Origin of the sequence: Pseudonocardia sp., from assembly GCF_050246655.1 — a bacterium.
Classification (GTDB): Bacteria; Actinomycetota; Actinomycetes; order Mycobacteriales; family Pseudonocardiaceae; genus Pseudonocardia.
This window is the reverse complement of sequence record NZ_JBFWVQ010000006.1, coordinates 44,753-67,852: the sequence shown is the minus strand read 5'-3', so window position 1 is coordinate 67,852 and position 23,100 is coordinate 44,753. Positions and strand designations below refer to the sequence as shown.

The 23,100-nt window shown below is 76.9% G+C and carries 18 protein-coding genes; 12 read left to right on the top strand and 6 right to left on the bottom strand.

The window, feature by feature from the left end; translation table 11 throughout:
• Nucleotides 1-461: 461 nt before the first annotated feature.
• Nucleotides 462-3,230, bottom strand: coding sequence for a phosphoenolpyruvate carboxylase (ppc, locus tag AB7J25_RS03730; RefSeq protein WP_428505005.1), 2,769 nt, complete (start codon nt 3,228-3,230; stop codon nt 462-464).
• Between the two features lie 276 nt (nt 3,231-3,506).
• On the opposite strand from ppc, the gene AB7J25_RS03725 reads away from it, so the two are divergent.
• The 5 genes from AB7J25_RS03725 (at nt 3,507) to AB7J25_RS03705 (ending at nt 6,917) form a co-directional block, all read left to right on the top strand.
• Complete coding sequence (locus AB7J25_RS03725; protein WP_428505003.1) at nt 3,507-4,466, top strand: CAP domain-containing protein; 960 nt, start codon at nt 3,507-3,509, stop codon at nt 4,464-4,466.
• Between the two features lie 31 nt (nt 4,467-4,497).
• The gene (locus tag AB7J25_RS03720) at nt 4,498-5,073 is read left to right on the top strand and encodes an AAA family ATPase (RefSeq protein ID WP_428505001.1); all 576 of its coding nucleotides are present in this window, start codon (nt 4,498-4,500) and stop codon (nt 5,071-5,073) included.
• Nucleotides 5,074-5,217: 144 nt separating this feature from the next.
• Nucleotides 5,218-5,703, top strand: a complete 486-nt coding sequence (locus AB7J25_RS03715; protein WP_428504999.1) for an N-acetyltransferase family protein — start codon at nt 5,218-5,220, stop codon at nt 5,701-5,703.
• The gene (locus AB7J25_RS03710) at nt 5,700-6,272 is read left to right on the top strand and encodes a YdeI/OmpD-associated family protein (protein WP_428504997.1); all 573 of its coding nucleotides are present in this window, start codon (nt 5,700-5,702) and stop codon (nt 6,270-6,272) included. The genes AB7J25_RS03715 and AB7J25_RS03710 overlap by 4 nt, the downstream gene beginning before the upstream one ends.
• A 243-nt stretch (nt 6,273-6,515) precedes the next feature.
• Nucleotides 6,516-6,917: a VOC family protein gene (locus tag AB7J25_RS03705; RefSeq protein ID WP_428504995.1), complete on the top strand. Its 402-nt coding sequence runs from the start codon at nt 6,516-6,518 to the stop codon at nt 6,915-6,917.
• Here the strand turns inward: AB7J25_RS03705 and AB7J25_RS03700 are convergent.
• Both AB7J25_RS03700 and AB7J25_RS03695 read right to left on the bottom strand, forming a co-directional pair.
• The gene (locus AB7J25_RS03700; protein WP_428504994.1) at nt 6,848-10,042 is read right to left on the bottom strand and encodes an ATP-binding protein; all 3,195 of its coding nucleotides are present in this window, start codon (nt 10,040-10,042) and stop codon (nt 6,848-6,850) included. The two genes, AB7J25_RS03705 and AB7J25_RS03700, sit on opposite strands and share 70 nt — an antisense overlap.
• Nucleotides 10,043-10,049: 7 nt before the next feature.
• On the bottom strand, nt 10,050-10,466 hold the full coding sequence (locus tag AB7J25_RS03695) for an SRPBCC family protein (RefSeq protein WP_428504992.1): 417 nt from the start codon (nt 10,464-10,466) through the stop codon (nt 10,050-10,052).
• A 23-nt stretch (nt 10,467-10,489) separates the two neighbouring features.
• Between AB7J25_RS03695 and AB7J25_RS03690 the strand changes: the two genes are divergently transcribed.
• Nucleotides 10,490-11,041: a TetR/AcrR family transcriptional regulator gene (locus tag AB7J25_RS03690; protein WP_428504990.1), complete on the top strand. Its 552-nt coding sequence runs from the start codon at nt 10,490-10,492 to the stop codon at nt 11,039-11,041.
• Here the strand turns inward: AB7J25_RS03690 and AB7J25_RS03685 are convergent.
• On the bottom strand, nt 11,022-11,981 hold the full coding sequence (locus AB7J25_RS03685; protein WP_428504988.1) for a GlxA family transcriptional regulator: 960 nt from the start codon (nt 11,979-11,981) through the stop codon (nt 11,022-11,024). The two genes, AB7J25_RS03690 and AB7J25_RS03685, sit on opposite strands and share 20 nt — an antisense overlap.
• Nucleotides 11,982-12,090: 109 nt before the next feature.
• Here AB7J25_RS03685 and AB7J25_RS03680 point away from each other — a divergent pair, with 109 nt between their 5' ends.
• The 5 genes from AB7J25_RS03680 to AB7J25_RS03660 are packed head-to-tail and all read left to right on the top strand — an operon-like array spanning nt 12,091 to nt 17,146.
• The gene (locus AB7J25_RS03680) at nt 12,091-12,603 is read left to right on the top strand and encodes a DUF5698 domain-containing protein (protein ID WP_428504986.1); all 513 of its coding nucleotides are present in this window, start codon (nt 12,091-12,093) and stop codon (nt 12,601-12,603) included.
• A gap of 31 nt (nt 12,604-12,634) precedes the next feature.
• Nucleotides 12,635-13,420, top strand: a complete 786-nt coding sequence (locus AB7J25_RS03675; protein ID WP_428504984.1) for an SDR family NAD(P)-dependent oxidoreductase — start codon at nt 12,635-12,637, stop codon at nt 13,418-13,420.
• Nucleotides 13,417-15,858, top strand: a complete 2,442-nt coding sequence (locus AB7J25_RS03670; protein WP_428504982.1) for a xanthine dehydrogenase family protein molybdopterin-binding subunit — start codon at nt 13,417-13,419, stop codon at nt 15,856-15,858. Before AB7J25_RS03675 ends, AB7J25_RS03670 begins: the two co-directional genes overlap by 4 nt.
• The gene (locus AB7J25_RS03665; protein ID WP_428504980.1) at nt 15,855-16,697 is read left to right on the top strand and encodes an FAD binding domain-containing protein; all 843 of its coding nucleotides are present in this window, start codon (nt 15,855-15,857) and stop codon (nt 16,695-16,697) included. Before AB7J25_RS03670 ends, AB7J25_RS03665 begins: the two co-directional genes overlap by 4 nt.
• The gene (locus tag AB7J25_RS03660; RefSeq protein WP_428504978.1) at nt 16,688-17,146 is read left to right on the top strand and encodes a (2Fe-2S)-binding protein; all 459 of its coding nucleotides are present in this window, start codon (nt 16,688-16,690) and stop codon (nt 17,144-17,146) included. Before AB7J25_RS03665 ends, AB7J25_RS03660 begins: the two co-directional genes overlap by 10 nt.
• Before the next feature lies 1 nt (nt 17,147).
• On the opposite strand, the gene AB7J25_RS03655 is transcribed toward AB7J25_RS03660, so the two are convergent.
• Nucleotides 17,148-19,892, bottom strand: coding sequence for an ATP-binding protein (locus AB7J25_RS03655; RefSeq protein WP_428504976.1), 2,745 nt, complete (start codon nt 19,890-19,892; stop codon nt 17,148-17,150).
• 103 nt (nt 19,893-19,995) lie between these two features.
• Here AB7J25_RS03655 and AB7J25_RS03650 point away from each other — a divergent pair, with 103 nt between their 5' ends.
• Nucleotides 19,996-20,247: a hypothetical protein gene (locus tag AB7J25_RS03650; protein ID WP_428504974.1), complete on the top strand. Its 252-nt coding sequence runs from the start codon at nt 19,996-19,998 to the stop codon at nt 20,245-20,247.
• Here AB7J25_RS03650 and AB7J25_RS03645 read toward each other — a convergent pair.
• Entirely contained in the window at nt 20,216-23,017 is a 2,802-nt protein-coding gene (locus AB7J25_RS03645) for an AAA family ATPase (protein ID WP_428504972.1), read from the bottom strand. The two genes, AB7J25_RS03650 and AB7J25_RS03645, sit on opposite strands and share 32 nt — an antisense overlap.
• Nucleotides 23,018-23,100: the final 83 nt, after the last annotated feature.

Below are 23,100 nucleotides of genomic sequence, written 5' to 3'. Positions count from 1 at the left end.
TATGTGCGACCGGCGCGGGAGGCCGTCGGCGGTGGAACGCCCCGCCGGGCACGCGCCCGCCCGCGACGGGCCCGGCGCCGCTCGCACACATGTGCGACCACCCGTCGGGAGGCCGCCGCTCGCACATACCCCGGGGTGCTCGCGCATACGGTCTGCGGCATGTGCCACCACCGGCGGATATGTGCCACCGCTCGCACACATGTGCGACCACCCGTCGGGAGGCCGCCGCTCGCACATACCCCGGGGTGCTCGCGCACATGGTCTGCGGCATGTGCCACCACCGGCGGATGTGTGCCACCCCCGGCGGCTATGTGCCACCGCGGGCACACATGTGCGACCGGGTGCGGGGGCCGTCGGCGGTGATGCGCCCGCCGGGGCACAGACCCCGCGGCGGTCGCACACGCCGTCGGCGGTTGTGCACATGGCGGGACGTGTGCACGACGACGCCGCCGTGTGCACCGTCAGCCCGTGTTCCGCATCCCCGCAGCGATGCCGTTGATCGTGAGCAGCAGCGCCCGCTGGAGGTCGCCGTCGGGCTCGTCCACCTCGCGGCGGCGGGCGAGCAGCTCGACCTGCAGGTGGTGCAGCGGCTCCAGGTACGCCGCCCGCACGGCGAGCGTGTTGCGCAGCACCGGGTGCGCGGCGAGCAGCGTCGGCGCGCCCGCCAGCCGCAGGACCTCCTGCAGGGTGACGGCGTGCTCGGCGCGGATCCGCTCGAAGATCGGCTGCAGGCCCGGCTCCACCAGCCGCGAGACGTACGCCTCGGCGATGCGCAGGTCCGTCTTGGCGAGCGTCATCTCGACGTTGCCGAGCAGGTTCGCGAGGAACGCCCACTCGCGCATCTGTTCGAGCAAGGGCCCGTAGCCCGCCGCGCGTGCGGCCCGCAGCCCGGAGCCGAGCCCGTACCAACCGGGGACGACCATCCGGGTCTGCGTCCAGCCGAACACCCAGGGGATGGCGCGCAGGTCGTCGAGCGTCGCCGTCCCGCCACCAGGACGCCGCGACGGCCGCGAGCCGACGTTGAGACTGCCCAGCTCGTCCACCGGGGTGGCGGCGGCGAAGAACGCGGGCAGCCCCGGCTCGTCCACCAGCTCGCGGTAGGCGGCGCGGGCGGCGTCGGAGACGCAGGTCATGGCCTCGTCCCAGCGGGCGAGGACGTCGTCGGGCCAGCGGGAGGACTGGTGGGTGAGCGTCGCCGAGAGCATCGCCGCGAGCAGGATCTCCAGGTTGTCCTCGGCGAGCGTGGGCAGCGAGTACTTGTCCGAGATGACCTCGCCCTGCTCGGTGAGCTTCATCGTCGCGTCCACGGCCCCGAACGGCGACGACGCCACCGCCTCGCCCGCGGGCCCGCCACCGCGTCCGACCGACCCGCCCCGGCCGTGGAACAGCCGCAGCCGCACCCCGTGGCGGGCCGCGACGTCGCGAAGCTGCCGCTGGGCGCGGTGGATCTCCCACTGCGACGTGGTGATGCCCGCGCCCTTGTTGGAGTCGGAGTAGCCGAGCATCACCTCCTGCACGTCACCCCGGTTGCGGACGTGGACGCGGTAGCCCTCGTCGGAGAGCAGCCCCTCCAGCAGCGCGCCGGCCTGTGCGAGCTCGGTGACCGTCTCGAACAGCGGCACCAGGTCGAGCGACGAGCGCGGGTTCTGGTGCAGCTCCACCATGTAGGACTCGCGGGCCAGCACGGCGGCCGCGAGCAGATCGTCCACGCCCTGCGACATCGACACGATGTAGGTGTGGCAGACCTCCGGCCCGAGCTCGTGCTGGATGTCGTGCAGGACGTCGAAGGTGGCGACGACGTCCGTCGCCGCGGCGGGCAGACCGTAGTGGCGCCGGACGAGCGGGCGGCGGCTGCGCAGCTCGGCGGACAGCAGGGCGGTGCGCTCGTCACGGGAGAGCTCCGCGTACGGCCGGTCCAGCTCGCCGAGCGCGTCGAACACCGCACCGAGCGCGGTGTGCAGGAGCCCCGAGTGCTCGCGGAAGTCCAGCTCGGCGAGATGCAGGCCGAGCGCCCGGGCGGACCGCAGCGCACGGGCGAGGGTGCCGTCGGCGATGCGGCCGCCGAGGTGGGCGCGCAGCGACCGGTCCAGCACCGCGAGATCCTCGACGTACGCCTCGGTGCCCAGGTAGTCCCGGCCGGGCACGTGCGGGCGGCTGTCGGCGACCCGGCGGCGGGTGTTCTCCAGCCGGGCCAGCACGTAGGAGAGCTTGAGCCGGTACGGCTCGTGCTGGTTGAGCCGGATGAAGCGGTCGTGCACCTCGGGCAGGACGCGCCGGTCCCGGGCGAGCGAGCCGCGCAGTTCCTCGGACACCCCGACAACGCGCGTCGACACGCCCAGCTCCTCGATCAGCCGGGCCACGAGCCGCTCGTGGATCCGCAGCGCGCGCTCGGCGTTGATCTGCAGGACCTCGCGCGTCACCGCGGGGGTGACGTTCGGGTTGCCGTCGCGGTCTCCGCCCACCCAGGAACCCAGCACCAGCGGGCGGGCGCCGACGGGCATCGTGAACCCGGCGGCGCGGACCTCCCGCTCGAACTCGCCCAGCAGGTCCGGGACGGTGCGGGTGCCGAGCTGGTCGAGGAACCAGGCGATCCCGCGGGCCTCGTCGACGACCGTGGGGCGGCCGGGGCGGATCTCGTCGGTCTGCCACAGCAGGTCGACCAGCGCCGCCAGCTCCTCGTCCGCAGCGTCGCGGTCCAGCGCGTCCGCGACCCGGCGCAGCACCCGCAGCACCGACTGCCGGGAGGCCTCCGTCGGGTGCGCGGTGAACACGGGCCGCAGCTCGGCGCGCCCCAGGACCTCCTCGACCTCGGCGTGGTCGCACTCCGCGGCCAGGCGCTGCATCAGCGCGCGCAGCGGACGGCGCTCCGCGGGACGCAGCATCCGCAGCTCGCGGGAACGGTGCAGCTGCTCGGCCAGGTTCGCGAGCTGGAAGTACTGCGAGAACGCCCGCGCGAGCGCCACGGCCGTCCCCGCGTCGAGGCCGGCGAGCAGGGCGGCGACCGCGGCGCCGTCCGCTGCCCCGGTGCCGTTGCGCTGTGCCGTCATCGATGCCGCCTCCCGCGACGAGCGGCGCACGTCCTCCACCAGCACCAGCAGCTCGGGGCCACCGTGCGCGGCGATCGTCTCGCCCAGCAGCGTGGACAGCCGCCGGATGTCGCGGCGCAGGGCCGTGTGCTCCTCCTCCGAGACCACGCCGGCATGGATGGCGGCGGCGGTGGGTGCGTTCACGGGTCCTCCCCCGGGGATCGGGCGGACCGCTCTCGGCTCTGGGAACGGTGGATCGGTACAGCAACACCGATCGTCCCGCGCGTCGGGGTTCTCCGCCACACCACCCCCCGTGCGCGGTGCTCCGGGACTGCTCCGGTCGCCTCAGGGGTGGGCGCCCGGCCGGGCCGTTCGCCGCAATCCCGCCGGCCGGCGAGGGTCCACTCTGGCCCGGGCGAGCCGCTCCGGCGTAGCGTCCGACCGGTTCGCTGCGGCGGACAGGACGGGGAGGGCCGTCGGATGGATGTCGCACCACACCGCACACCACGACCGACCGGCCCGCAGCCCCGGGTCCGACGCCACGCCGTCGGACCGGTCGCGCTGGCCGTCTGCGGGCTGATGCTGTCGGCCTGCGCAGGCCTCGCGGCGCCGGTCAGCAGCGCGAACCTGGTCGTCGACCCGACGACCGGCGCGCAGCTCACCACCGCGCAGCGCGACGAGATCGTCGCTCGGCACAACGTCTACCGTGCCGAGGTCGGCGAGGCCCCGCTGGTGTGGGACGCCACGATCGCCGCCGGCGCACAGCAGTGGGCCGACGCGAAGCAGGCCGACGGCACGTTCGAGCACTCGACGTGGGACTCGCGGCCGGGCCTCGGGGAGAACCTCGCCGGCGGCCCGCTCGAAGGCGCGACCGACCGGCTGGCCGCCGACGAGCGCGTGCTCTACCAGACCGACCCGCAGCCGGTCGACCAGCCGCCGGGCAACTGGACGAGCTGGGGTCACTACTCCCAGATCGTCTGGAGCACGACGACGCGGGTGGGCTGCGGCTTCGCCGCCCGGGGCAACCTGCCCTACGACCTCGTGGTCTGCCGCTACGCCGGACCCGGCAACTTCAGCGGCGAGTACCCGTACCCGCCCGACACCGTGCTCGTCGCGCAACCGGGGCTCGCCCCCGTGACCAGGGCGGGCGCCGTCCCGGCGGACCCGACGGTGCCGGACACGGGACAGCCGGAGGCCGGGCAGCCGGACGCCGGGCAACCCGACGCGGGACAGCCGGAGGCCGGACAACCCGATGCCGGACAACCGGACGCCGGGCAGCCGGATGCCGGACAACCCGACGCGGGGCAACCCGACGCCGGGCAGCCGGACGCGGGTGGGACCGAGATGGCGCCCCCCGAGATGGCCGGACCCGCCGAGGGTGCCCCGCAGGGCGGCCCGGACGGCGCCGCGCCGCCGGAGAAGGACGACGCGGGCGGCTGAGCGCGGCTCCTCGACGAGATACTCGCCCTCCGTGGCGGACGTGTGGGTGGTCGCCGGGGCGCCCGGCGCGGGAAAGAGCACCGTCGCGGCCGCGCTGGCCGCTGCGCTGGACCCCGCACCGGCGCTGCTGGACAAGGACACGATGTACGGCGGGTTCGTCGCCGCCGCCCTCGCCGCCGCGGGTCGCCCCGACGGCGAGCGCGAGGGTGCCTGGTACGACGCCCACGTCAAGGTGCACGAGTACGCCGGCATGACCCGCGTCGCCGCGGAGATCCGCGCCCACTGCTGCCCGGTGCTGCTGTGCGCGCCGTTCACGACGCAGATCCGCGAACCGGCGCGGTGGCGCGCGTGGGTGGCCGAGCTGGGCGGCGAGCCCGTCCGGCTGGTGTGGGTGCGCTCGGACACCCGCACCCTGCGCGCCCGGCTGGAGGCCCGGGGTCGGGCCCAGGACGCCGGGAAGCTCACCGCGTTCGACGGGTTCGTGGCGAGGATGCGCCCCGACGAGCCGCCGCCGGTGCCGCACCTGGCCGTCGACAACCGGATCGGCGCGGAGCCGATCGCGGCACAGCTCGCCCGTCACGTGTCGGGGCCGATCGAGCCGCGTTGACGAGCCGCCTCCCCGGGGTTCCCCGGTGGCCGATGGGCACCGCAGCCCGCGGGTCCGGCAGCGGGACCGGGATCGGCGGTATCGCGCGCGTGGCATCGCCTGCCGCCTGCCCGGCGGCGGGGTCGGGCACCTACCCTCGGCGAGGTGCAGATCCGCCCGGCCACGGACGCGGACTGGTCCGCGATCCACCCGTTCTTCGCCGCGATCATCGCCGACGGCCGGACGTACGCCTATCCGGAGGGACTGTCCTCCGACGAGGCCCGGGCGCTGTGGATGGAGCGTCCGCCGGGGGTCACCGTGGTCGCGGTCGACGGGGACACCGTGCTCGGCTCGGCGAAGGCCGGTCCGAACCGGCCGGGCCGCGGTGGGCACATCGCGACGGCGAGCTTCATGGTGGACCCGGCGCAGCGCGGCCGCGGGGTCGGGCGGGCACTCGGGAAGTGGGCGCTCGCGTGGGCGCGCGAGCAGGGCTACCGCGGCGTGCAGTTCAACGCCGTCGTCGAGACGAACCCGGCCGTGCGGTTGTGGCGGTCCCTCGGGTTCGAGATCGTCGGCACCGTGCCGGAGGCGTTCGACGACCGGGTGGCGGGGCTCGTGGGCCTGCACGTCATGTACCGGGCGCTGCCGTGACGAGACCGGAGACCTACCCGGAGATCGCCGTCGCGTCGCGGGCGCAGCTGCGCGAGGTGCTCGCGGACGCGACCGGGCCCGGGTTCTGGGCCGTCACCTGGAAGAAGGGCCGCGGGCCGCACGTCTCTTACGACGAGGTGGTCGAGGAGGCGCTGTGCGTCGGCTGGGTGGACAGCCGGGGTCGCCGTATCGACGAGGACCGTACCGCGCTGCTGCTCACCCCGCGCCGGTCCGGCAGTCGGTGGGCCGGGACGAACAAGGCGCGCGTCGCGCGGCTCACCGAGGCCGGGCTGATGCGCCCGGCCGGACTCGCCGCCGTCGAGGAGGCGAAGGCGAGCGGGGCCTGGACCGCGCTGGACGACGTCGAGAACCTCGTCGAGCCCGCCGACCTGCGCGCCGCCCTCGACGCCGTCCCCGAAGCCCGCGTGCACTGGGACGGGTTCTCCCGCTCGGCCCGGCGCTCCCTGCTGGACTGGATCTCCACCGCGAAGCGGGACGCCACCCGGGCGGGGCGGATCGCACGCACCGTCACCGAGGCCGCTGCCGGACGGCGGGCCGACGAGCGGTGAGCCGGTGATCCGGCCGTGGCGCCGCTCACGTGCAGTGATCACTGATTCCGTGACACGACGTGCATCCGTGCAGCTCAGGTCACAGATCCGGTGATCACGGCACGGGTGAGCGGTCACCGCCCGACCAGCCCGCCGCCCGGCCTTCCCCCGCCCGCGCGGCGGGGAAGGCCCGGGGAAGGACCGGCTCCTAGCGTCGTCGGCATCCGGCATCCGCCGGCGTCACCACACAGCGAGGAGGGGACCGTGGCCGTCCCGACCACCATGCCCGCCATCACCCACGTCGCGATCACCGTGACCGACCTCGACGCCAGCGTCGACTGGTACAACCGCGTCCTCGGCGTCAAGCCGATCCTGGACGAGGACACGGGCCCGTTCCGCCACGTCGTCTACGAGCTGAACGGCACACTGCTGGGCCTGCACGGCTTCCCGGCGCTCACGAGCTACGAGCGGTTCTCCGAGCGCAGGCCCGGGCTGGACCACATCGCGTTCGGCTGCGCCAGCCGCGCCGAGCTCGTGGACTGGGCCGCCCGGCTGGACGAGCTGGGCGTGACCCGCGGCGAGATCGTCGACGCGGGCTACGGCTCCGGGCTCGCGTTCCGCGACCCCGACGGCATCGCGCTGGAGCTGTTCGCCCCACCCGCCTGACCGGGTTCCGCCGCGCGCACCGCGCGTCGGCAACGCGCGGCGTCCAGGGGCTGGCCCGCCCGGTCGAACAAGGCCGCGGCGGCCGCCAGCCCCGCCCGCGCGCCGGGGAGATCGCCCTCGGCGAGGGCGATCTCCGCCTCGGCCTCCCGGATCGCCCCGGACCAGGACGTCCCGTCCCAGAGCGCCGCCGACTCCCGGGCCAGCCCGAGCAGCCGCCGCGCGTCGGCCAGGTCGCCCGCGCGGGCGCAGGCGGTCGCCGCCGGCACGTACAGCATGATCGAGCAGAACGCACACCGGTCGTCCCAGCCCATGGCCGCCTCGGCGCGGTCGACGACCGCGCGCGCCTCCTGCGGGTCCTCGGCGGCCACGATCATCGTCCCGTGGACGCGGTGCAGCAGGTGGCGGGCGAGGATCGAACGCCGCGCGAGCGGCAGCGCCCGGTCCAGCAGCTCCCGCGCACCGGCCCGGTCGCCAGCCGCGAGGCGTACCTCCGCGAGCCGTTGCACCGCGTGCGCCTCCCCGCCGACCGAGCCGATCGCGTGGTGCAGCTCGCCCGCCAGCTCCAGCGCGGGGCCGGCCCGCGCGAGATCCCCGGACAGCAGCGCCGCCTCGCCCAGCAGCGCCGTTGCGAACGCCTCTGCGCGCTGTGCCCCGCTGCGCCGCGCCGTCGCAGCGAGGTCGCCGGCGAGGTCGATGACCTCGGCGTACGGCGTCGGCCCGTAGAGCAGGTACTCCGCGGAGCACAGGTAGCCGTCGAAGATCGTGTGCGCGACCTCCGGGCTCTCCCGGGTCCGCTCCAGCTCCGCGGCGAGCCGGTGGAACCAGCCGCCCGTGCGGTGCGCCAGCATGCCCTGGAGGGTGACGAGGTCCAGCACCTTCCAGCTCGACGCCCCGGCGAGCACGAGGCGCTGCGCCGCGTCCGCCGCGGCCTGGGCAGCCGTGAAGTCGCCGCCGAAGTACGCACACTTGCCGCGGGTCAGCAGGAGGTCGGCGTCGCCGTCCCCGCCGTCGGGGTCGAGGCCGTCGAGCGCCGCCACGGTCGTGGCGAGGTCCCCGGCGAGCATCGCCGCGTGCGCCAGCCGTATCCGCAGCGCGCGGTGCGCCTCCGGCGGCGCGTGCACCAGCGCCTCCCGGTACGTGGCGACGGCGGCGGGATCGCCGAGCGCGTTCTGCAGGTCGCCGCGCAGCATCAAGGCCCCGCCGCGCTCACGCCGCGTCGCGTGCGGCCACAGGTCGTCCAGCAGGGCCAGCGCCTCGCCGTACGCGCCGACGGCCGCCTGGGTGCGGGCGGCCCGCAGCAGGTGGGGCACGGCCTGCGCGCCCATCCCGGCGGCCATCAGGTGGTGGCCGATCCGCGCCGGTGACGCGCCGAGCCCGACGAGCCGGGTCGCGGCGTCGCGGTGGACCGTCCGCCGCCGGTGCTCGGGGAGGTCGGCGAGCAGGGCCTCGCGCAGCAGGGCGTGGCGGAACCGGTAGCCGGCCGGCGTCCCGACCACCACAGGCTCGACGACGAGCGCGGTGAGCGCGGCGTCCAGGTGGTCGAAGGCCTCGTGCTCGGCGAGCCCCGAGAGCGCCACGAACTCGTCGGTGTCGAAGGCCGACCCGGCGACCGCGACGCGCTGCAGAACGTCGCGGGTCTCTCCGGCGACGCCGACAAGCGTCGCCTGCAGCGGTGTCCCCGCCGCGGCGCGGCGGGCCAGCTCCTGCACGGCGAACGGGATCCCGCGGCCCAGCGCGTCGATGCGGCCGAGCAACTGCGCGTCCGGCGCCGCGACGTGGCGGCCGACGAGGCGTGCGACGTCGGGTGCGGCGAGCGGGCGAAGCGGCACCTCGACGGCGCCGTGGCGGTCCAGGAGGCTGCGCCGCCACCCGACCAGGGCGTCGGGCATCGGGTCGGGCCGGTGCGACACGACGACCCCGACCGCCCGCCCGTGCCCGACCCGGACGAGGTGGTGCAGCAGGCGCAGGCTGGCCTCGTCCGCGTCGTGGAGGTCCTCGACGGTGAGCAGCACACCGCTCCCGGCCGCGGCGGCCGCGACGAGGTCCGCCGCGGCCCCGAAGAGCCGCTGGTGCGAGCCGGCGCCGTCCCAGTCCGTGTCCGCCCCGGCGAGGGCGCGCTCGATGGCGGCGCGCTGCGGGGCGTCGAGGTCGTCGAGCAGACCCGGATCGGCCCGGCAGAGCTGTGCGAGGGCCTCCAGCACCGGGGCGTACGGCCACGCGCCCTCCATCGCGGCTGACGTCCCCGTGCCGACCCGCAGACCCCGGCCCGCCGCGCGCTCGACCGCCGCCTCGACCAGCGCGGACTTGCCCATTCCCGCCGGCCCCGTGACGATCAGCGTGCGGGCGCGGCCGCCCGCGACGGCCCGCAGGGCGTCCTCGACCACCGCCAGCTCGCGGTCCCGGCCGACCAGCGTCCCGACCCGCCGGGGCCGAGCGGACCGCGCGGCCAGGATGCGGTCGCGCAGCGCCGTCGCCTCGCGGCCGGGCGCCACACCCAGCTCGCGGTGCAGCGTCCGGGCCAGGCGCTCGAACTGGCGCAACGCCGCGAGGTGGTCGCCCGCGTCCGCGTGGCGCTGCATGAGTGCGAGGTGCGCCACCTCGTCGGCCGGGTCGGTCTCCAGCAGCTCCGCCCACGCACCGTCGAGGCGCAGCAGCTCGCGGTGGCGCAGCCGCAGCTCCTCGCGGCGATCCTGTGCCCAGGGCTCGTACCGGTCGTGCGGGAGCAGCTCGCCCGGGTACGCGGCGAGCGCGGCCCGGGCGGCCGCGGTGTCCCCGCCGCCGAGCGCCGCGCGGGCGAGCGACTCGAAGCGGTCCACGTCCAGGGTGACCGGTGTGTCGGGGCAGAGCAGCACCGTCTCCCGCCGCAGCACGACGGCGTCCGGGACGCCGAGCGCCCGGCGGGCGAAGTGGGCCGCCTTGTGCAGCCTGGGCAGCGCGTCCGCGGGGGACTCCCCCGGCCAGAGCAGGTCGAGGACCTGCTCGCGGTGCAGGCGCCGGCCCGGTGCGAGCGCGAGCAGCTTGACCAGGGCGGTCGCGTGCCGTCGGGTCCAGCGCCCGGCCGGTACGGGGACGCCGTCGACCGTCACCTCGAACCCGCCGAGCAGGCCGAGGTCGACGGCCGTCACGGGATCCTCAGGCGGCGACCCGCCGCAGCGCCTCCGCCCGGAAGCCGGCGTTCTCGGTGCGCAGGACGTACCGCGCCGCGAGCGCGACCAGCCAGGCGAGCGGGCCCTCCGCCGCCAGCTCCAGCTCGTTGCGGCAGCCGGGCCCCTCGGGGACGACGCGGTGGGTGCCGGTCATCCGCAACCCGCGCCGGGCGGTGCCCCAGCTGAACTCCCGGCCGGGATCGAGCCGGGCGACGGTCCAGACCGCGGGCGGCTGGCCGGGCTGCTCGATCCGGGCCGAGCTGCCGACCCGCAGCGGACCCTCGTCGAGCCGCCGCACCGACCGCACCGTCGTGAAGTAGCCGGGCCAGGCCTCGACGTCGGTGACGAGCTCCCACACGACGTCGGCCGGCGCATCGATCGGCACCGAGTGTGTCCATCTCATACCGCCAATGTACCGTTTGGTACATGGCGGCGGAAGCGCGGGAACGGCTCCTCGAACGCGTCCTGGCGTACGCGGCGCAGGAGGGGATCACCGGGCGCAGCCTGCGCGACATCGCGCGCGGCACGGGCACGAGCCACCGCATGCTGCTGTACCACTTCGGGTCCCGTGAGGGGCTGCTCGCGGCGATCGTCGCCGCCGTCGAGGCCCGCCAGCGCGCCCTGATGACGGACACCGCCCGGCGCGCCGCCGACCCGGCGGAGGTGATGACCGACCTGTGGGCCCGCGTGAGCGACCCCGCGATGCGCCCGTCCGTCGCGCTGTTCTTCGAGGTGTTCGGCCTGGTGGTGCAGGGTGCTCCCGGCACGGAGGAGCTGCGTGCCGGCCTCACCCGGCCGTGGCTGGACGACGCGGCGGCCGCCGCCGAGGCGCTGGGCATACCGCCGGATCCGGCCGGGGTGCGCCTGGGGATCGCGGTCACCCGCGGCCTGCTGATGGAGCTGCTCGCGGGCGCCGACGGGAGCGAGGTCGACGCGGCGTACCGGCGGTTCGTCGAGCTCATGACCGCCCCGCACTGACCCCGCTGACGCCACGGTGGGCCGCGCGGTAGGCCGAGGGGGTCGTCGTGGTCTCGCGGGCGAAGAGTGCCCGCAGGTGCGCGGCCGAGCCGATGCCGGTGCGGTGCGCGACCGCCGCGACCGGCAGGTCCGTGCTCTCCAGGAGCCGCCGCGCCTCCAGCAGCCGCTGCTCGGTCAGCCACTGCAGCGGCGTGTGGCCCGTCTCGGCCACCCAGCGGCGGGCCAGCGAGCGGGGCGCGAGCCCGGCCCGGCGGGCGAGATCGGCGACGGTGAGCCGGCGGTCGAGATGGCGCAGCGCCCACTCCGCCACCGCCGCGATCGTCGGCCCGCCACTGCGCGGCACCGGGCGCTGCAGGAACTGCGCCTGGCCGCCGCCGCGGTGCGGGGCGACGACCATCCGCCGGGCGATCCGGGTCGCCTCCGCTTCGCCCCGGTCCGCCCGCACCAGGTGCAGGCAGAGATCCAGCCCCGCCGCCACGCCGGCGCTGGTCAGCACCCGGCCCTCGTCGACGTAGAGGACGTCCGGGTCGACCTCGACCCCCGGGAAGCGCCGCGCGAGCGCGGGGGCGTCGCGCCAGTGCGTGGTGGCGCGCCTGCCGTCGAGCAGCCCGGCGGCGGCGAGCGCGAACGCCCCGGTGCAGATCGAGACGACGCGTGCCCCGCGGTCGGCGGCGGCGCGCAGCGCGTCGATCGTCGCGGCGTCGGGCGGGTCCAGCGGCCGGTACCCGGGGACGATCACGGTGTCCGCACCCGCGAGCGCCGCGAGCCCGTCGTCGACCCGGATGCCGAACCCGGTCGTCGTCGGCACGTCGCCGGGCACCGGGGCGCAGACGGCGAGCCGGTAGTGGTCGCGCTCGTCGACGTGGCCGAACACCTGCGCGGGGATCGCGAGGTCGAACGCCACGACGGACGGCAGCGCGAGGACGGCCACGACATGCATGGCTGGATTCTTGCGCACCTGGTCATTCCTGTCACTCACGATCGCCGGGCCGCCCCACCGAGCATCGGTGTCATGACACTTCTCATCCTGGCCGTGCTGTGAGGACGCGATGGCCACCTACCGTCCGCTCCTGATCGCGGCGCTCGTCCTCACCGAGGTCGGGCTCTGGCAGTGGCGGGTGCTCATCGCCGCGCGCGGCGGCCGGGCCGGTGCGGTGGCGCTCGGCGCCGTGGGCGCCGTCCTGCAGATCACGGCGATCAGCCAGGTCGTCACGAACGTCGACGACCCGTTGAGCGTCGGCGCGTACGCCGCTGGGGTGGCGCTGGGCGTGCTCGCCGGGCTCGTGGCGGGCGACCGGATCACCCCGGGTTCGATCGGCGTCACGGTGGTGAGCGGATCGGCGAGCCTCGCCGAGGGGCTGTGGGCCCGCGGCTGGCCGGTGACGGCCCAGCACGGCCACGGCGCGCACGGTCCCGTCACGGTGGTGTCGGTCGCCATCAGCCGCCGGTGCGAGTCGCGCCTGCACCGCGACGTCGTGGAGCTCGCCCCGGACGCGACGTGGGCGGCCGAGGAGCACCGGCCCCGCCCCGCTCGCCACGCACCTGCCGCCGGCCGGGGCTAGCCTGCTCGCGGAGCGAGGCGAAGGGGCCGCGATGGATCTCCAGCTGGCGGGCGCGACGGTGCTGGTCACCGGCGCGGGACAGGGTCTGGGCCGGGCGATCGGGCTCGGCTTCGCGGCCGAGGGCGCGAACGTCGCGTTCCACTTCTTCTCCTCGTCCGAGGGCGCGGATTCCGCGGTTGCGCAGGCCGAGGGGCTCGGTGTGAAGGCGCTCGCGGTGGGCGGGGACCTGCGCAGCCCGCACGACGTGGCGTCCCTCGTCGGGCGGGTGGAGGGCGAGCTCGGGCCGATCGACGTGCTGGTCAACAACGCCGCGGCCACGAAGCTGCAGCGGTTCCTGGACTCCACCCCGGCGGACTGGGCGCCGCAGATCGACGTCACCGTGACCGGGACGCTGCAGGTCACGCACGCCGTGGCGACCCGGATGGCCGACCGCGGGCGCGGCGCGATCGTGAGCCTCATGGGCGACTCCGGGCGGGTCGGCGAGTCCGGCCTGCTGGTGACGGCGACGGCGCGGTCCGCGACGGTCGGCCTGACCCGGTCGCTGGCCAAGGAGCTGGCCCGCTTCGGCATCCGGGCCAACGCCGTCTCCCTCGCGCTCGTCCGGACCGACAACTTCGCCGAGCACTCCGGTGGCGGGCAATCCGAGGACCGTGCCGAGGACGGGGAGCGGATGCGCCGGATCCTCGCCCAGTACCCGCTGCGCCGCCTCGGGCGCCCCGAGGACGTGGTGCCGATGGTGCTGCTGCTGGCCTCGCCGCTGTCGTCGTGGACCACGGGCCAGGTGATCTCGGTCAACGGCGGGTACGCGATGCCGTGAGCGCGCCTGACGGAATCCACAACTCGGCGCGACGAGATGGGGAACTCGCGGGGGCGGGCACCGGCGAAACCGGCAACTCGGGGCGGCGAGATGCGGAACTCGCGGGAGCGCTCGGGACGAGCCCGCGGCGCAAGGAGGACCACCGGCTCGTCACGGGCCACGGCCGGTTCGTCGCGGACCTGGCGCTGCCCCGGATGCGCCACGTCGCGTTCGTCCGCTCGCCGTTGGCGCACGCCAGGATCACCGGCGTGCACGTCCCCGGGTCGGTGCGTGCGTTCACCGGCGCGGACTTCCGCGACGTCGCGCTGCGGGCGAGATCGGCATTGCGGTCGTACGTGGAGACCGCGCAGCCCGTGCTCGCCCACGACGTCGTCCGGTACGCGGGCGAGCCCGTCGCCGTCGTCGTCGCACCCGACCGCTACCGCGCCGAGGACGCCGCCGAGCTGGTCGAGGTCGACTACGACCCGCTGCCGGTGACGGTGTGCGCCTGGGACCCTCCCGCCGCGCCGGTCCACCCGGAGGCACCGGACAACGTGCTGCTCTCCCGCACGTTCGACGCGGGCGACGTCGAGGCGGCGCTGCGCGACGCCGCCGTGGTCGTCGAGCGGGAGCTCGTCACCAACCGGCACGCGGCCAACCCGCTGGAGTGCCGGGCCGGGGTCGCGCTGTGGGACCCCTACGACCGCAGGCTGACGTTCTGGACCACCACCCAGGTGCCCCACCTGGTGCGCAACATGGTCGCCGAACTGCTGGAGCTGCCCGAGGGATCGGTGCGGGTGGTGGCGCCGGACGTCGGCGGCGGGTTCGGCGTCAAGGCCGTGCTCTACGCCGAGGACGTCGCGCTGTGCCTGGTCGCGCTGGCGATGCCGGGCGTCCCGGTGAAGTGGGTCGAGGATCGCGTCGAGCACCTCGCCGCCGCGTGCCACGCCCGCGACCACCGCTACCTCGTGAGGGCCGGCTTCGCCGCGGACGGCGAGCTGCTGGCGATCGACGCGGACGTCACCTGCAACGTCGGTGCCTACTCCGTCTACCCGTGGACGGCGGGGCTGGAGGCCCTGATGGCGGGCGGGCTGCTCACCGGGCCGTACAAGCTCGCGCACTACCGGTGCACCGTCCGCGGGGTCGCGACGAACACCACTCCCGCGGGCCCGTACCGCGGGGTCGCGCGACCGTCGAGCGTGTTCGTGATGGAGTCGCTGCTCGACGCGGGCGCCCGCGCGCTCGGCCGCTCCCCGCTCGACGTGCGGCGACGCAACCTGATCCGCCCCGAGGACGTGCCCTACCGGATGCCGACGAGGCTGGTCGACGACTCCGGTCACTACCTGGAGTGCCTGGAGCGGGCGCTGGAGCTGATCGGCCACGACGAGCTGCGCGACGACCCCTCCGTCGGGATCGGGATGGCCTGCTACAACGAGCTCACCGGGCTGGGGCGGGCGGCGAGCGCGGGCCCGCGGATGCCGTTCCGGACGGGCCACGACGCGTGCACCGTCCGCGTCGACCCGGACGGGCGGGTCACCGTGCTCACCGGTGTCACCTCGCAGGGGCAGGGCCAGGAGACGGTGATCGCGCAGATCGTCGCGGACGCGCTCGGCGTGCGCTTCGACGACGTGGACGTGCGGCTCGGCGACACCGACGAGTCGCTGTGGGGGTTCGGCGCGTTCTCCTCGCGGCAGGCCGTGATCGGCGGTGGCGCGGCGCACCGGACCGCGCAGGCCGTCCGGGAGCAGGTGCTGCGGCTCGCAGCGGGGCTGATGGAGGCGAACCCGGACGACCTGCGGATCTCCGGCGGCGAGATCACCGTCGTCGGGCAGGCCGATCCGCGCATCACGCTCGCGGAGGTCGCGCGGGTCGCGTACCTGGAGTCGAACCGCCTGCCCGAGGGCATCGAGCCGGGCCTGTCGGCCACCCGCTTCTACGACCCGATCCGCGGCGCGTTCGCGGCCGGGGCGCAGGCCGCGGCGGTCCGGGTGGACCGCGCGACCGGCGAGGTGGAGATCCTGCGCTACGCCTGCGTCGAGGACGCCGGTCGGGCCATGCACCCGCAGATCGTGGACGGGCAGATCCTCGGCTCGGTCGCGCAGGGCATCGGCGGGGCGATGTACGAGCACCTCGCCTACGACGCCGACGGCAACCTCGTCACCGGCACCCTGCTGGACTACCTGATGCCCACCTCGGCGGAGATCCCGGAGATCGCGATCGGGCACGTGGCGCACCCGGCGGCGAACCCGCTCGGCGTCCGCGGAGTCGGTGAAGGCGGCACGCTCGGGCCGAACGCGGTGATCGCCGGGGCGGTGGCGGACGCGCTGGGGGTCGAGATCACGACGCTTCCGGTGACGCCGGCGACGGTGTGGGCGGCGCTGGCCGACCCGGCGAGCGTGCACTTCGGCAGGCCGGCGGCGGACTCACCGCACACTCGGCGCGGGTCGGCGGCGTCGTGAAGCCGGCGCCGTTCGAGTACGTGCGGGCGTCCAGCGTCGCTGAGGCCGTCGCCGCGCTGGCAGCGGCCGACGGCGAGGGGAAGATCCTCGCCGGCGGGCAGAGCCTCGTGCCGGTGATGGCGCTGCGGCTCGCCCGGCCCGCGGTGCTCGTGGACGTCAACCGCATCCCGGCCCTGGCGGGCGTGCACCCCGTCACCCTCGAACCGGACGGAGCGCACGCCCGGTCCGCCGCGGTCGACGTCGGTGCGCTCACCCGCCACCGCGACCTCGCCGCGCAGGACCACCACCCGTTGCTCGCGGAGGCGGCCCGCTTCATCGGGCACGCCGCGATCCGCACCCGGGGCACGGCGGGTGGCTCGATCGCGCACGCCGACCCGGCGGCCGAGCTGCCGGCGGTAGCCGTCGCGACGGGGGCCGTCGCCAAGATCGCCGGGCCGGCCGGGACGCGGGAGTGCGCCGTCGAGGAGCTGATCACCGGCCCCCTGACGACGACGCTCGCCGACGACGAGATGGTCGTCGGGCTGCGGTTCCCGGTGCCACGCCGGTGGGGCTTCGCCGAGTTCGCCCGCCGTCACGGCGACTTCGCGCTGGTCACGGCCGTGTTCGCGGAGATCGGCCGCGAGCAGCGGATCGTGCTGGGCGGGGTCGGCGGGCTGCCGGTGCGCGCCGTCGCCGCCGAGGAGGTGCTGCGCGACGGCGGATCGCCGGAGCGGGCGGCCCAGGCCGCGGCCGCCGAGATCCGGCCGGCGGACGACGTGCATGCTCCCGCGGACCACCGTCGCGCGCTGGCCGCCGAGATGGTCCGGCGGGCCCTGGGAAGGCAGCGGCGATGGACGTGACGGTCACCGTCAACGGCGAGGTCGAGCACCTCGACGTCGAACCCCGCCGCACCCTCGCCGACGCCCTGCGCGAGGACCTCGGCCTCACCGGCACCCATCTCGGCTGCGAGCACGGCGTGTGCGGGGCCTGCACCGTCCTGGTCGACGGGGAGCCGGTCCGGGCCTGCCTGATGTTCGCCGTGCAGGCCGACGGGTGCGCCGTCACCACCGTCGAGGGCCTGGAACGCGACGGCGTGCTGCACCCGGTGCAGGAGGCGTTCGTCGCCCACCACGGCCTGCAGTGCGGCTTCTGCACGCCGGGGATGCTGCTCACGGCCGTGCACCTGTTGGCCACCCACACCGACGCGGACCGGGAGACGATCCGCGCGGAGCTCGCGGGCACCATCTGCCGCTGCACCGGCTACCGGGGCATCGTCGACGCGGTGGAGGCGGCCTTCCGCGAGCGCTGAGCTACCCCCGCAGCCGCGCGGCGAGGCCCGACCGGCTGCTCACCCCGAGCTTGCCGAACGCCCGCCCCAGGTGGGTCTCGACGGTCTTCACCGACAGGGTGAGCCGCTCGGCGATCTCCCGGTTCGTGCAGCCGTCCGCCACGAGATCGGCGATCTCCCGTTCGCGGCGGCTCAGCTCACCGCCCGCTCCGCCCACCCGTTCCCGGGCGGCGGCGGCCCAGCCGTGGGCACCGTGCGCGGCGAGCGTCGCCGCGGCCCCGTCCACCATCGCCGCCCCCGCCGCGCGCCTGCCCGCGGCCACCAGCGCCGCACCGGCGAGCGCCCGCGAGCGGGCCGCCTCCAGCGGGTAGGCGGCCCGCTCGAGCAGCTCCGCGGAGCGCAGGGCGAGCTCGGCCGCCGGCTCGTAGCGGGCCAACCGCACGGCGGCCTCGGCCCGCAGCGCCCACCCCGTCCGCCCGTCGAGTCCCAGCCCCTCCGCGGCGGTCCGGGCCCGTTCGGCCCAGCCCGCGGCCGCGTCGCGGCGGCCGCGGCGCAGCTCGGCGTCGGTCAGCAGCAGGTACCAGTACGGGCGGTAGGCCCGGGCGAACTGCAGCAGGTCCGGGCCGCCGCCCGCGGTGAGCATCAACGTCACGCCCGCGGCCGCGTCCCCGCCCGCCATCTCGACCATCGCCCGGCCGGCTCCGTCGATCGACGCGGAGAGGTCCGACGGGTCCCTCTCCGGCCCGGCCTCGCGCGCGTACCGGGCGAGCGTCGCGGCATCCCCGGCCGCCAGCGCCGCGTGCAGGTGCGCGAGCCTCGCCCAGGCCAGGGTGTCCGTCGCGCCGGTCGCCCGCGCGGCCTCGGCCGCCTCGTCGGCCGCGCGGGCCGCACCCGCGACGTCGCCGGTCGCGGCGAGCGCCACCGCCAGCCCGTAGCGGATCTCCGGGACGACGAGCGCGCGTCCCGCGTCCGCGGCGACCGCGAGCGCCCGCTGCAGGTGACCGACGGCCGCGGCCTCGCACTCCAGGGAGGTCTCGGCCCAGCCCGCGAACAGGAAGGCATCGACGTGGGCGGCGTCGGTGTCGGGAAAGCGGTCGAGGAACGCCGCGGCCTCGGCGACCGCCAGGCGGGCGGCGTCCAGGTCGTCGTGCGCGGTCGCGATGGCCAGCAGCGCCGCGGCCGTGGCCCGCAGCCCCGGATCGCGCGCGGTGTCCCTGGCCTCGACCGCCCAGCGCGCGGCGGCGGACGGATCGGCGCCCCACAGGTGCGCAGTGCCGAGCGCGATCCGTACCCGCACCGCGAGCGCCGGATCCGTGCAGCGGCCGAGGACGTCGGTGAGCAGCCGCAGCCCCTCCGCGCGGGCCCCGAGGCGCCACTCGACGTCCGCGCACCCGCACGCCAGCCGCACCCGCGTGGCCTCGTCCGCCGCAAGCGGGACGGCCGCGCGCAGTACCGGCCGGGCCTGGTCCAGGCGCCCGGCCGCGAGCAGGCTCGCCGCGGTGGCCTCGCTCAGCTCCACCCGCTCGGCGGCCGCCGTCGCGGGCAGCAGCCGCAGCGCCGCCCCCGACCAGCGGGCCGCCGTCACCGGCGCGACGCCCGCCACGTCCCGCGCGGCCGCCGACAGCACGGCCACCGCGTCCCGGTCCCCTGCGGCCGCGGACCGCTCCACGTGGTGGGCGCGCATCGCCGCCGGGCCACCGGCCGCCGCCAGCGCCGCAGCGGCCCGCGCGTGGGCACCGATCCGCCAGCCCGACCCGGCCGCGGCGTAGGCCGCCCGGCGCAGCACCGGGTGGCGGAAGGCGAACCGGCGGGGCGCGTCCGTGGTACGGACGAGATCGCGCGCCCACAGCTCGTCCAGGGCGTCCAGCGCGGGATCGGGTGCCAGCCCGGCGGCCGCCGCCGCGACGTCGATCTCGAACGGGTCGCCCGCCACCGCCGCGGCCGCGAGCAGCAGGCCGGCGTTCCGGGGCAGGTCGCGCAGCTCCGCCCGCAGCGCGGCCACGATCGGCGCAGGCAGCTGGCCGTTGTCGCCCTCCCCCGCGGGTGCCCCGGGCGCCCGGGCGAGCTGGAGCAGGTAGAACGGGTTCCCGCCCGCGTCCGCCGCGATGCGGTCCCGCTGCGGCGCGCCGGGCGGGAGCACGGTGTCCAGCAGCAGGTCCGCCTCGCAGGCGTCGAGCGGGCCGAGGTCCACCGCCTCGACGTGACCGTGCCGTTCCGCAGCGCGCAGCACCGCCCGCAACGGCGTGGCCGCCGACCCGGACCGCAGCGCCGCGGCGAGCAGGACGGGCCCCGGGGGCGGGCGACGCAGCAACCGTTCCACCAGCTCGACGGTGGCCGCGTCCGCCCAGTGCAGGTCGTCGAGGACGAGCAGGACGGGCCGCCGGGCGGCCAGGATCGCGAGCAGGTCGGCCATCGCCCGGTGCAGCCGGTGGCGGTCCACGGGCGACGGAGCGGTGCCGGGCCCGAGCGCCGGGAACACCGCGGCCAGTTCGGCGGGGGCGGCGCCGTCCCACGCCCCGAGGAACGGGTCGACCGCGTCGACGACCGCCCCGAAGGGCAGGTCCTGCTCGTACTCGGCGGCCCGCCCGGAGAGGACCAGGAAGCCCGCGGACCCGGCCACCACGGCGAGATGCCCCAGCAGCGCGCTCTTGCCGATCCCGGGCTCGCCGCGGACCGCGAGCGCCCGCGGCACACCCGTCCCGACCTCCGCGACGAGCCGCTCCGCGCGGGCCCGCTCGGCCTCCCGCCCGACCAGGCCCGCACCCATGGGGCCAGTGTGGAGATCGCCGCCGGTCCGGGTCCAGCACCCGCGGCGACGGCGGCGGCTTTCCCCGACACCGCGCGGGCCGCGCCGGCGCGACTCTGGTGCGGTGACCGGCCGGCGACGTTTCCAGCTCCTGCACCGGCACGCCGCCACCGACTGCGCCACCGCGTTCGCCGCATGGAAGGGCTACGACAGCCCGTTGCGCCATGAGTCCGTGCCGGCGTCGTGCCTCTACGGCGGCCACACCCTCTGGTGGACGGTGGAGGCCGACGACGCCGAGGCCGCGCTCGGCCTCCTGCCGCCCTGGGTCGCGGCCCGGACCGAGGTCACCCCGGTGCGGCTGACCGACCTCCCCTGAGCAGCCCGCCGACGGCGGCGCGGTTCGGCGCGCCGAGCTTCGCGAGGACGGCGCTCACGTAGCGCTCCACGGTCCGCTCGGCCAGGTAGAGTTCGGCGCCGATCCGGCGGTTGGAGTGCCCGGCCGCGATGAGCTCGGCGACAGCCCGCTCCCGGTCGGTGAGGGCGCGCCCCGCCGCACCCGCCCGCGCGGCGGCGGCGATCGTCGTCGCGCCCAGCTCGTCCGCGGCCTCCGCGACCGCGAGCAACTCGGCCCGGTCCGCGCCGACGAGCCTGGCGCGCAACCGCTCCAGTGGCGTGCGGGCCCCGGCGGCCAGCTCGCGGGCGTCCGTCCGGCCGTCGTGGACGGCGAGCAGGGCGCGGGCGCGCAGGACCGGGGACGGGACGGCGGGCGCGGCTCCACGGGCGGCGGCACCGGGCGCTCCGGGGCGAGCTCCACCGGCGGCACCGGGCGCTCCGGGGCCAGCTCCACCGGCGGCCCCGGCTTCTCCCGCGGCGGTACCGGGACCGGCTTCCCCCGCGGCGGCCCGGGCCAACGCGACCCGCCCCGTGGCCAGCGCCGCCTCCGCGAGCACCGCCGCGCCGTCCGCGCGGAGGGCGGGAGCGAGCAGCGCCAGCTCCGGCCCACCCGCGCCGTCGAGGATCGTATCCACGGCCGCCGCCGGGTCCCCGGCCTGCAGCAACGCGTCCGCGAGGAACATCGCGGCTGCCGCCCCGACCCCGTCCCGGCGGTGCGCGGAGAGGTCCACGGCGCGGCGGCCGTCGGCGAGCGCGCCCGGAAGGTCGCCGGTCCAGGTGCGGACGTGGCAGCGCACCGTCAGCGCCTGGGCGAGCAGCTCGTCCGACCCGGCGAGGCGGGCGTGGTCGACGGCGTCGTCGAGCTGGAGGCGGGCTCGCGGGAGCCGCCCCTGCCGGGCGAGGGCGAACCCGAGCGCGGTGCGCAACGACACCGCTGCGGGCCCGGTTGCCGCCAGGTCAAGACCGCGGCGGAGGTGGTCGATCCCGGACGGCCTGCCGAGCAGCGTGAGTGCCTCGCCGAGCCACCGGAGGGTGTCTGCGGGATCGGCCGCGGCCGTCCACACCGCCCGGCCGACCGGGACCGGTTCCGTCCCGGCGACCCCGGAGTCCGCCACCTCGCCCGCCGCCTCCCCCGCGATCGCCACCCCGCGAGGGTCCCCCGCCAGTACCAGCGCCAGCGCCTGCAGCGCGAGCGCCCGGGTCCGCAGCGCCCGCCCACCGATGTACCGCGCGGCCGCGACCGCCTCCGCGGCGTGCTCCGCCGCCCGTACCGGATCGGCGGGCAGCGTGATGGCGGCCCGTTCCGTGGCGAGCACCGCCCGCTCCCGGGCCCCGGCGGAAGGCTCGGCGTCGAGCAGCTCCAGCGCCGCCACGGGCCGTCCCCGCAGGTACTCGGTGCGCGCGCACGCCGCGACGACCGCCGTCCGGTCCGCGGCGCCGAGCGCGAGGATCTCCCGGAGGGTCGCGACGGCGTCGTCGAGCCGCCCCGCGTCGGTGAGCGCATGGGCGCGCCGGCCGAGGAGGTCGTGGCGCAGCGCCGCCCCGGCGCCCGGGAGCAGGCGCAGGGCGTCGGCGAGCCAGCGCGCCGCGGTGGCGGGCGAGCGGGCGACGACGGCGTCCGCGGCCGTCACGAGCAGCCGGGCGGCGTCGCGGTCGCCGAGCCCGGCGGCCTGGGCGACGTGCGGCGCGCGCGCCTCCGGACGGGCCCCGGCGGCCGCGAGCGCGGCGGCGATCCGCCCGTGGGCGCGCGCGGACCACCCCGGCGCGGTGTGCCCCCGCACCGTCCGCCGCACCAGCGGATGCCGGAACCGGAACACCCGCGGCGACTCGCCGACCACCACCAGGGCGGCCGCGACGAGGGTGTCGAGCGCATCGAGCGCCGCGTCGGGGTCCTGACCGGCGGCGACGGCGGCGAGATCGAGGTCGAAGGGATCGCCGACCGTCGCCGCGCCGCGCAGCAGCGCCGCCGCTGCCGGGTCGAGCGTCGCGACCTCCGCGAGGATCGTCCCGGTCACCGTCCCGGGAACGCCGCGCGGCGAGCGTGCGAGCTGACGCAGGTGGAAGGGGTTGCCCCCGCACGCCCGCAGCAGTGCGTCGCGGGCGGGCCCCTCGGGCACATGCGTCGCCACGAGTGCGGTCGCCGCCTCGTCGTCGAGCGGGCCGAGCTCGACGCGGTCGGCGGACCCGGTCGCGACGGCGCGATCCAGCCGCGCCGCGAGGAGGTCTCCCGGCGGGAGCGGGCGGTGTGCCACCGCGAGCAGCACCCGCCCGCGCCCGGGGCTGCGCACCAGGTGGCCGACGAGCGCGGCGGTCTCCGGATCGGCCCAGTGCAGGTCGTCGAGGACCAGGACGAGCGGGTGCGCCGCGGCGGCGAGGTCCAGCAACGCCGCCACCGCCCGGTGGACGTGCGGGCGCGAGATCCCCCCAGCGGCGCCGAGCGCGGGCAGCGCCGCGGCCAGGGACGCGCGGTGGCCGGGTCCGAGCGCGTCGAGGTCGAGCAGCGGCAGGTGGGGCTCCAGCGCATCCGCGAGGGGCCCGTACGGCCGGTCCTGTTCGAACTCCGCCGCGTCGGCGCGCACCACGAGGGCTCCGCCCGCGGCGGCCCGGTGGGCGAGCTCGGCGAGCAGCGCCGACTTCCCGATCCCCGCCTCGCCGACCAGCTGCACCGCCGCGGATCCGGTCGCGAGCCGGCGCAACGCCGCGTGCAGGCGCGCCCGTTCGCGGTCGCGGCCGAGCAGCTCGTCGTCGCGCACCGGACCTCCCGTCCCCTTCGCCGAGCATCCACGGTCGTCGGCCCGGCCCGGTTCGCGGGGTTTCCCCGATGGTGCCGCACCTG